9 protein-coding genes and 1 pseudogene are annotated in these 9618 nt (G+C 48.5%); 8 read left to right on the top strand and 2 right to left on the bottom strand.

Annotated elements, in window-relative coordinates:
- Positions 1-755: 755 nt before the first annotated feature.
- The gene (locus EBA_RS16140; protein WP_192375663.1) at positions 756-1055 is read left to right on the top strand and encodes a DUF6794 domain-containing protein; all 300 of its coding nucleotides are present in this window, start codon (positions 756-758) and stop codon (positions 1053-1055) included.
- Positions 1048-1575 carry a hypothetical protein gene (locus EBA_RS16135; protein WP_192375662.1) on the top strand — a complete coding sequence of 176 codons (528 nt, stop codon included), beginning with the start codon at positions 1048-1050 and terminating at the stop codon, positions 1573-1575. Before EBA_RS16140 ends, EBA_RS16135 begins: the two co-directional genes overlap by 8 nt.
- Before the next feature lie 228 nt (positions 1576-1803).
- Here EBA_RS16135 and EBA_RS16130 read toward each other — a convergent pair whose 3' ends face one another.
- Both EBA_RS16130 and EBA_RS16125 read right to left on the bottom strand, forming a co-directional pair.
- Positions 1804-2148 carry a DUF2956 domain-containing protein gene (locus tag EBA_RS16130; RefSeq protein ID WP_192375661.1) on the bottom strand — a complete coding sequence of 115 codons (345 nt, stop codon included), beginning with the start codon at positions 2146-2148 and terminating at the stop codon, positions 1804-1806.
- 152 nt (positions 2149-2300) lie between these two features.
- Entirely contained in the window at positions 2301-2975 is a 675-nt protein-coding gene (locus tag EBA_RS16125; protein WP_192375660.1) for an SOS response-associated peptidase, read from the bottom strand.
- An 87-nt stretch (positions 2976-3062) separates the two neighbouring features.
- On the opposite strand from EBA_RS16125, the gene EBA_RS16120 reads away from it, so the two are divergent.
- The 6 genes and pseudogenes from EBA_RS16120 to EBA_RS16095 all read left to right on the top strand — a co-directional run bounded on the left by EBA_RS16120 (position 3063) and on the right by EBA_RS16095 (position 9192).
- Complete coding sequence (locus EBA_RS16120) at positions 3063-3548, top strand: translesion error-prone DNA polymerase V autoproteolytic subunit (protein ID WP_192375659.1); 486 nt, start codon at positions 3063-3065, stop codon at positions 3546-3548.
- Positions 3545-3802: pseudogene (locus tag EBA_RS16115) on the top strand (Y-family DNA polymerase); the annotation flags it as partial. The gene EBA_RS16120 and the pseudogene EBA_RS16115, both read left to right, overlap by 4 nt.
- A gap of 78 nt (positions 3803-3880) precedes the next feature.
- The gene (locus EBA_RS16110) at positions 3881-4909 is read left to right on the top strand and encodes a tyrosine-type recombinase/integrase (RefSeq protein ID WP_192375658.1); all 1029 of its coding nucleotides are present in this window, start codon (positions 3881-3883) and stop codon (positions 4907-4909) included.
- Positions 4910-4915: 6 nt separating this feature from the next.
- Positions 4916-7099, top strand: coding sequence for a site-specific integrase (locus tag EBA_RS16105; protein ID WP_192375657.1), 2184 nt, complete (start codon positions 4916-4918; stop codon positions 7097-7099).
- A 34-nt stretch (positions 7100-7133) separates the two neighbouring features.
- Positions 7134-8471, top strand: a complete 1338-nt coding sequence (locus EBA_RS16100) for a Y-family DNA polymerase (RefSeq protein WP_324615359.1) — start codon at positions 7134-7136, stop codon at positions 8469-8471.
- 223 nt (positions 8472-8694) lie between these two features.
- On the top strand, positions 8695-9192 hold the full coding sequence (locus tag EBA_RS16095; protein ID WP_192375656.1) for a hypothetical protein: 498 nt from the start codon (positions 8695-8697) through the stop codon (positions 9190-9192).
- Positions 9193-9618 lie beyond the last annotated feature (426 nt).

The following is a 9618-nucleotide window of genomic DNA, read 5'->3' as shown; positions in this document are numbered from 1 at the left end:
CTCAAAGGCTCCATTAGGAGAGTGTGTTAACCCAAGAAAAAATTGGTAGGAGTCCGCTTGCTTTTTCGACGGTAAGTCAATTTAGATGACCGTTATTAGGACTACAGCAGACTTATTCGGCGGATCCATGTGGTTGGCAGCTTAGGGTCGGTTTTACCCTTTCAATCCTGACAGATCAAGTTTAGTCAATTGCTACCTAAAGACACCGATATGGATCACCAATCCACCATGTAGCGCTAGAAATTAGGGCGCCTGGAAGCCGAGCAGGTTTTCAGCTCAGCCGCCTCGTAAAGTGGCCGGATTTCGATTTCGTTCGCCCCCAGCATGGGATTTGGGTGGCGCTACCTAGGTGATCCCAAAGCCAGAACCCGGCGACCAGTTCCCTTATTTCTGCAAATGGCTCGTCGATGGTCGTGCGACTGGTAGCCGTGCAAAAATGACGGTTTTCTCGACTATTCAAAACGGGGTTCAACTTCCGACGCCAAATGTGTCGGCGCTAAAGTGCATGCTGGGTATTGTGATGGTGACAAGGGAATTTTTTTGACCCCATAAGGGAATGAGGATATTGCCTAGATAGAAAAGGTGGGCGATGATATGCAAAAAATAATCACCCGCTTGCAATGGCTAGAGTGCAAGGTGTACCCACTAATTCAAACCCAGCGCAGCCGGTGTTATCCCCAACTCCTGTGGAAAACCCTGTGACAAAGCCGTGACAACGTAACCTAAGTAGCCGCCAGGCAACAAGGAAGGTCAAATTGACTGAAATTTGGTCAGCACTCAGTAGCGAGATATTGCGAACGCCGCGCACGGTTGACGAGGCCGTTGACCGGCTTTTGCTCATCATGAACGATACCGAACGCCATGCGGTTGCCTGCGCGGAGGAAGACGAACTGGTCGAGTTCCACTTTTGCCTTGGCGTTGCGCTCCGGAATGCGTTTGGGCTGCACAACCCCGGCAGCGAATTGGCGGCGGCTTGCGGCACCGACATTCATCCGGATGGTGCAAGTGGCCTGATTATCCGGGCGCTTTGGGAACGGTTGCAGGATAATGCTTAGCGATAACAAGCCAGGGTCTAAATATTCGGTGGAAACCGCAAGTGGACCAATTGGTGAGCGAGTTGCGACACTCCAGCGCGAGGCGAGCAAATACAAAGGTGCCAATTTGCCATCTGCCGTTACATGCTTAGAAGAGGCTGCTGAGTTGATGCGGCAACATCCCAGTAATTATCCATTGGACCGGTGGCTTCGCTTACCGGTGGTTCTTCAAAAAGCAGGGCTATTTGACGCAGCTATCGCGGAATTTCACCGGTTGTTGGATGAGGTTGAAGAGCGCGTCAAGCATGAGGCTCCCCGCCAGAGACCCGCTATCAGGCAAAAGTTTGCGCACCTCAATTATTTCCAGATTTATGAAAAAATGAGCTTGGTTTGTGAGCGCCAGAAATTAGTTAATCAAGCGCAGCAATACGCAGTACTGGCCGAACAACACTATCAGGTGTTTCTGGATATGTCGGTGGAGTCCGGTTACTATAAATCGAGACACGAGCGCTCGACCACCGATCATAGGCCTTCGGCGTGAATGACGCAAAACAGCGGTTAAAGCTCGTCGCCCTTCTCACAGCAGAGCCCATTCGGCCGCTAGACGCGGGATGTCGGCCAAGCGGTGGCAGCAACCCTAACAACTCCTGCGGCAAAGCCATTCGGAATGACTTTCGCGAATAGCGTTTACACGTTGATCGATGTTGGCCTGGAGTTTGGTCAAGGCCTTTATTCCTTCCTTTTCAATCAGCATGTTTGGGGATTTGGGCTAGAGCGAATACAACTTGAAAGAATAGATTCCGATACCCAGCCAAGTCAACAGCAGTAAGGCCCAGGGCAGCCAGTGTTGGTGATAAACAATAATTTCGACGACCTCCCTGTTATCCTGCTCGATCTCCGACGCTTTCTGTTTAGCTAATTTCTTACGCTGTTTACTGAGCTCGCGGGCTTTTTCTTTTTGCTGTCGTTTGTAAAGATCGATGCCTTGCTGAATACCTTGGGCAATGAGCTTGGTTTGCTCTTTAGTTTGTGCAGGGCGCTGAATGCTCTTGGCGATTTTTAAAGCTTCTTCCTGAGTTTGTGGGGATGACTCTTGGTAGCTGTTTCTGGACATGGATATAAGGGAGTTGCTGAATGGATGGCGGTTGCTTGGTGACGGGGGAAGTATGTCTAAATCAGCGCTGGCTGTCATCAAGTGAGTTACGCGAAGCCTCAATCCTCAGAAAGGGATCGTAGTGGTGTGACTGTACTTGGAAAGCGACTAAATCAATGCTTTTTCTCTGACAGACGCTCGATACAACCCGCATCGTCATGGCGTGGATTGTTCACCCAATCGCTAACGGGGATTGGGGTCATCTCGGCGTAAGCTTGGTTATCAAGCAGTAAATAGGCGTCATCCACATCGGCGGTTTTGTCGAGCCAGTCTTGATAGCTCTGTGTTGGCATGATCACCGGCATGCGCTCGTGAATCGGTTGCATGAGCTCAGCTGCGGCCGTGGTAATAATCGTGCAGGAATACAAGGTCTCGGTGCCGTGTTGCCACTGTTCCCATAACCCAGCGAAGGCGAATGGTTGACAGTCTTCGCGGTGAATATGAAAGGCTTGTTTACCATTTGCCTGTTTTTGCCATTCAAAATAGCCGTCGGCAGGAATCAGGCAACGGCGATGCTTGAACGCAGCACGAAACGAAGGCTTTTCACGAATGGTTTCCATGCGGGCATTGATCAAGTGTGCACTGTTTTTAGTGTCTTTCGACCAGGTCGGTACCAGGCCCCAAAACAGATTCACCGCTTTGCGCGAACCATCATCGAGTTCAACGATGTTTAAAATCTTCCGACTGGGCGCGATGTTGTAGCTGGGCTGAAACCGAATGTCTCTCAGCACCTGAAAATGCTCAGCCAGTGTTTCCGCATCGGTGGTCAGGCTATAGCGGCCACACATATCGAGCAATCAATATCAGAACAAATATAGAACAATTGCATTTTCGACGGTAGACTATGCAGCCCCAGAGTTTGCCATGGAGCGATAATGTCGAATTTGCCGTTACAGTTCAAGTTGAAGCGTCTTGTGTTCGGTGCATTAGGGTTGGAACATCCGGCGATTTTGACCCCCAAATGGCCGCTGCCTGCCTTGCGCCTGCCGTTATTTGCCAGTAAAGTCTCGGCGGGTTTCCCCTCGCCGGCAGCAGATTACATCGACAAAACCCTCGACCTAAATGAGTTACTGATTCAAAAACCCGCTGCAACTTTCTTCGTGCGTGCCCAAGGTGACTCGATGCTGGGGGCCGGCATTCACCCGAATGACATTCTGGTGGTGGATCGTTCGTTAGAACCGGTATCAGGCAAGATCGTGATCTGCGCTCTCAATGGCGAACTGACGGTCAAACGCTTGGTTAATGAAAACGAACAGTGGAAGCTCCGCGCCGAGAATCCCGCTTATCCGGATTTCTTACTGCATGATGACTTGGAATTGGTGGTCTGGGGTGTGGTCACCAATGTGATTCACGCGGTGTGAGTGGGATTATTACTCCGCACGACAAGCTGATCGGACTGGTCGATTGCAACAATTTTTACGTCAGCTGTGAAAGGGTATTTCGGCCTGATCTGATTGGCAAGCCTGTCGCCGTGCTCAGCAACAACGACGGTTGCATCGTCGCCCGCAGCAACGAAGTCAAAGCGCTGGGCATCAAAATGGGTGTGCCGTTGTTCCAGGTGCAGCACTTGGTCGACAAGCATCAGATTCAGCTATTCTCGTCCAATTACACCCTGTAGTAAGTTATTTGGAATCAAAATTATTGGTGCCATAATCTGGTGAACAGATTTAGTTCCGAGTGGAGTTACACGTTCATGGCTAATCTCGTTTGGGAACGTTACCCCTTTCTTTCTGAAAACCCGCACGGTAGATCATGGCTGGTTCTGCTGGGTAACTTGGGACGTGCCGACGCAACGCTCGACGCCTATGCGCGCGCACTCAGCAATTACTTTAGTTTTTGCCAAGGCTTGGGATTGGAAGCCGAAAAAGCCACGCTGGAGCACGTCTCCCTTTATGTTCGGTATCTGGGTGGCGATACTCAGGATGGAAAAACGTCATACCGCCACTCGAATGCTACGATGCAGCAGTACCTTACGGCCGTTCGCCTGTGGTATGACCATTTGGTTTACCAAGATATTCGGGACTTTAATCCAGTCCCTCGTGGCACTTATCTGAATCGAAATAGCGACTACCATCCTGGATTCGCGCGCGGCTTGATTCGGCGACTTAAACTACTACCTGCCATTCCCTCGGAAGAGGATTGGAAAAAACTCATCGAAGCGGTTACCCAGGAATCTCTGCGAAACCGATTGATGTTCGCGCTAGCTTATTATGGCGCCTTGCGGCGTGAGGAATTGGTGAATTTGCGTGTCACCGACTTCGATTTTGCTCATCGCCTCATTCATATTCGACCCGAAACCACAAAGAGCAGTACACCTCGAACAGTCTGTTATGCCGCTACTGCTGGAAATGCATTGAGCGAATATTTGGCTTATCGTCATCGGATCAATCAGCAAGCCGGATTAGTATTTTTCTCCGAATCACGCCGCAACGCTGGTCAGCCAATTTCGAAATGGACCTGGAGCAAAATTGTCGAAGGCTTGGCAAAACAGGCCGGTGTCGAGGGCTTTAGTACACATAGCTTGCGCCATCTGCGTTTGACTCACCTCGCACAAGCTGGCTGGAAACTGCATGAGCTGAGTGCCTATGCGGGACACCGCAACCCGCAAACGACATTGATGTACCTTCATCTTTCCGGCGCAGACCTACTAAACCGGATGACTGAGGCCATCCGTTATGCCGATGCCAAAATCGACGCGGCTTTATTTGCGAAGATGGAGTAATGCCCTATGGCTCAATTAGATTCTGTAAGTGCGAAGAATTGGCAATGGCCTCTTGATTTGGCTCAGTATGATCGAAGTCCATATCTATCGGAAACTGAAGAATGTGCATTGGTCAATTGGAGTAATACCATGAGGGTTAGAGCTGCTGTGCCAAGGCTTTATTTGCCACTACGGGATGTGGCGGCTTTGAGTTCGAAGCAAAGCCTGCTAAAAAGGCACGCCAAAGCTCAGACCGCCATCCTGCAAGAGATTCAGCGAACGCAGCAGCCCTACTGGGTTTGGAGTCAGCAGGCTTGGATTGATTTAGTCTGCCACCCATTAATCCACTCAAGCGCACGACTTTTCATCACCGCAAATGCTTATCTTCTCTGCGATTTCCGCCTCGTCCATTGCATTGGCCCTATATTTTATTTATCCGGTCTTGGGCGATTGATTTTCGGAGAAGAACTTTTCGAACACGAATGTGGGCGTTTACATCAGGCTTTACAGAAAATTGGGTATGGCAAAGTTAATCTACAGCAGAATTTTCCATCCATCCTGGCAGCGGTAATGCTGGAAAACCGCAACCCCTACTTGGAAAGTTTCGATACCGAACTCTTGGAACGCACCCGTGAAAAGTACAGCGCCCAAGCTCACGGTATCGGCAAGCTCTCCCACGGGTTGGCCGCACTGGGAATCCTGCCCGAGCCACTCCGGATGCGCAATTATGTCTCATGGAAGGAAAAAAGCGGTGGTGGTATTGCGCCGCAATGGGTCGATTATTGCCGGCGATGGCGGGAAACATCGACCTTGCAACCTAAAACACGGGAGTCTAACTACAGCTATATTCTGCGTGCAGGCCTGTGGCTCGCCCAAATTCATCCAGAAATCACCGGTCCGGCGGATTGGACGGTCGAAACCTGTGCTGATTTTCTCGCAGCCCTAAATCGGCTCAAGGTTGGCGAATGGCAGCTTCATTCGTTCGACTATACTGGGCGAGTTAATCTAGGAACGCCGCTTGGCGCTAATTCCAAACGCTCCGTACTGTACGCCATGCGGCGTTTCTTCCGTGACATTCAGCATTGGGGCTGGGTCCGGCTGAAGTTTAATCCGTATTATCATTTGGCCACACCGAATTCAATCTTGAGATTATGCGGCCCCAATCCGCGAGCCATAGACGACAATTTTTGGCTCAAATTGGTATGGGCCAGCCTCAATCTTGAAGCGAACGATAAACTGAGTGAGATTTGGTATCCCTTAGAAATGTTGCGGGCGATCAGCGTCGTATGGACTCACGCCGGACTGCGCCAGAACGAAATCATCCGCCTTCGCGTCGGCTGTGCGCGAGCCCAAAATGATCCCATCGTTGATGAAGCGAGCAGTACGACAATTGCCGCCGGCACATTATGCTATTTAGATGTGCCTGCCGGCAAAACCTTCACCGCCTTCACAAAACCGGTGAGTGCAATCGTCCGGCAGTTTATCACTGAATGGGAAGCAATTCGGCCTGAACAAGGTTTCTTAATCGATCCTAAGACAGGTGAACGCGTACGGTTTTTGTTTCAGTACCGTGGCAAGACGATTGGACACTCGGCAATCAATGATACGATCATCCCGATGTTATGCGCCAAAGCCGGATTGCCTGTAGAGGACAGCAGAGGCAAAATCAGCAGCCACAGGGGACGGGCCTCGGCTGTCACTGCCTTAGCTAGCGTACCTCAAGGGATGTCCCTATTTGATTTGATGCGATGGTCAGGGCATCGCAGTCCAAAATCTACTTTGTACTATATTCGCACGAAACCTACGCAGTTAGCCGGCGCTTTTGCGAAAGCTGATCAGATGTCACACCTAATCGAAGTACTTATCGACCATACAGCCGTGGTCAGTGGAGCTGCAGCCAAGGGTGAGCCTTACCGATATTATGATTTAGGCTCCTCTTATTGCTCGAACCCCTTCTGGAGTACCTGCCCACACCGTATGGCCTGCGCTGGCTGCGACTTCAATATACCCAAGGATTCGGTCAAGGGTGAAGCACTGGCGGCCAAAGCGTTTTTGCACCGTTATCTTGAGGAGGTGCCATTAACGCCCGAGGAACAACAGATCGTCAAGGGTGACCTGCAGAAGCTGGAAGCCATGCTGGACAAGCTAAAAAATGTTCCAACCCTGGATGGCAGAACGCCGCAGCAAATTCATGGGAATGAAGCTCCCTAATAAAATAGAACAAAATTAGAACAAAAAGTATACTTTGGCGCCACTTAAAAAGCTTATTCATATGCCCGACCCACGCAATTCCCTTTCTGCGCTGCCGCCGCGACCCCTGATTGCCTTAGTAGATTGCAACTCATTTTATGTCAGTTGCGAGTGCGTATTCCGTCCGGATTTATGGGATAAGCCGGTAGGTGTACTCAGCAATAACGATGGTTGCTTTATCGCTAGGAACAAGGCTTTAAAATCCCTCGGTGTCAAAATGGGGGTGCCGCTTTATCAAGTGGCCGACTTGGTTAAAAAATATGATGTCCATTTGTTTTCATCAAATTTCGCGTTATATGGCGACATGTCATCCAGAGTAATGGCATTATTAGAGACATTTTCACCACGCACCGAAATTTATTCGATTGATGAGGCCTTCTTGGATTTGACCGGGATTTGTCAGCAAGACCCTATTGGTTATGGTCTCACTATTAAACAATCGATCCAGAAAAATACCGGCATCCCAGTTTGCGTCGGAATGGGGCCGACTAAAACGTTGGCAAAACTGGCAAATTTTGCCGCTAAAAAATGGCCTAAAACTAACGGTGTTGTGGATTTGTCCTGCCCTCAACGGCGGGAGCGGTTAATGCGCCTGTTACCGGTCAATGAAGTCTGGGGTATAGGTTCAAGCCTAAGCCAGCAGCTCTCGCAACTCGACATTCACACCGTCTGGGCTTTGGCGCAGCAGCCTGTTCAACGAATGCAGTCGCAGTTCAGTGTTGTTTTGGCTCGAACGATCATGGAACTCAATGGCATTTCCTGCCTGGAGCTTGCAGAAATAGCGCCGGACAAACAAGAAATCATGTGTTCCCGAAGTTTTAAGCGGCCTTTAGATAATTTGAAGGAATTATCGGAAGCTTTAGCCGAGTTCTGCAGCCGGGCGGGGGAAAAGCTCAGAGCACAGGATTCGACAGCAGATCGTTTAACCGTGTTTATCAGGACTAACCCGTTTAATCCACAAGAACCTCAATATCAACGTTCAGCAACTTTGAAATTGGCAATAGGCACGCAAGATACACGCAGGTTGATCAATGTTGCCAAGCAGTTGTTGCAGGGTATTTACAAGGAGGGTTACCGTTACCAGAAATGCGGAATCCAATTAAGTGGCCTTTACCCCAATACCATGCCTGGTCAGACGGATTTGTTTGCCAACCCAAAATCTTCAAAGGAGCGAGAGTTAATGGCCTGCTTCGATAAAATCAACCATCGGTTTCCTAAGTCCATATCTATAGCCGCCACAGGATTAAACAAAAGCTGGCAGTTCCAACCCGAACGCATGTCAAAACGCTATACAACCCAGTGGGATGAGTTGGCGATTGTAAAATGCAGCTAGCTAATCATTACTCAGAGTGAGCAAAAAGATACCTGATGTGCTTACAGGATGGGTAGTGAAAGGCAAGCAACGACCCAAACCGGTCTTAGGCATGCTGTTTTTGAATGACTGGGTGGCACCAGACAACAGACGATCTTTCGGAGAAAATTACTGAGTTCGTTGTCGAGGGTGTGGCAATCAAGGACGATAAGAAGAAAATCATATAATCACTAGCTTTTTCCGAATGATTAAATATTTATTTAATAGCCCGCAAAAAAAAATTGTCGCAGGTGTTGTTTTGTTTTGTGTGGCTTCAGCTCAGGTTGATTTAGATGTTCTGCTTTTTCAACCCGCAAAATTCGATCAATTGAACATCAGTGAAGGAAAGATAGTAATTGGGCCATCTTCAGTAAGAGGAGGAACTCTTTTTGCGTTGATTATCGATAAACAAAGGATTCCATTTACTTGTGCAATGGGAAGTAGCTATAGCGAACATTGTCTACAGGGCAACGATGCAATTAAAAAGTATCAAAGCAAAACGGGTAGGGTTTGGTGGGCTTATGATGAATCGAGTTGGTTTGGTCATAAAAGTAAAAGACTATACCAATTGGAGGTCAATGGTGAAATGGCTATCAGCTATCAAGAGCAAACAAAATACTACACCATGAGGCGGTTTCCTTCATGGATAGTTTTACTTGTACTTGCTGTTTATTGGTTTATTAAGCTTCAATTTAAACGTTAATAAATACTATAGATAACATGGCGCGCCGCTTCGCATCTCTTAGTTTTCACACTACAAATGGCAGCTTTCGGAGCTTGACCCGTCGTTTAATCTACAGTTACAAACGTCAGGAAATGGCCGCTATGTTAAGCTCAACATAGCGCCCCTAAGCTGCCAAATTGGGAATCATTTTGATTGGCAGTTCAGCTTCACATTGCAGACTGACATAATCAAGCATTATAAAAACCAATGGCAATTCCAGAATTTACTACCTAGAAGTTAGTTGTTAATGGTGATATTGTCTAATGAATGTTTTTCACTGTCGTATTTTTCAACTCCACTTGGGGGTGTTCAATCCTAACTAATCAATATGCTTACGAATAAACAACTGGAGGTATACGACAAATGCACAGGATTAATGGACTTCTGATGTCGCATATATTAGGT

The sequence above is a fragment of the Methylomonas albis genome (assembly GCF_014850955.1).
In the GTDB taxonomy this organism is placed as follows: domain Bacteria; phylum Pseudomonadota; class Gammaproteobacteria; order Methylococcales; family Methylomonadaceae; genus Methylomonas; species Methylomonas albis.
Note: the sequence above shows the minus strand (reverse complement) of the source record. Positions and strands in the feature narration are given on the sequence as shown.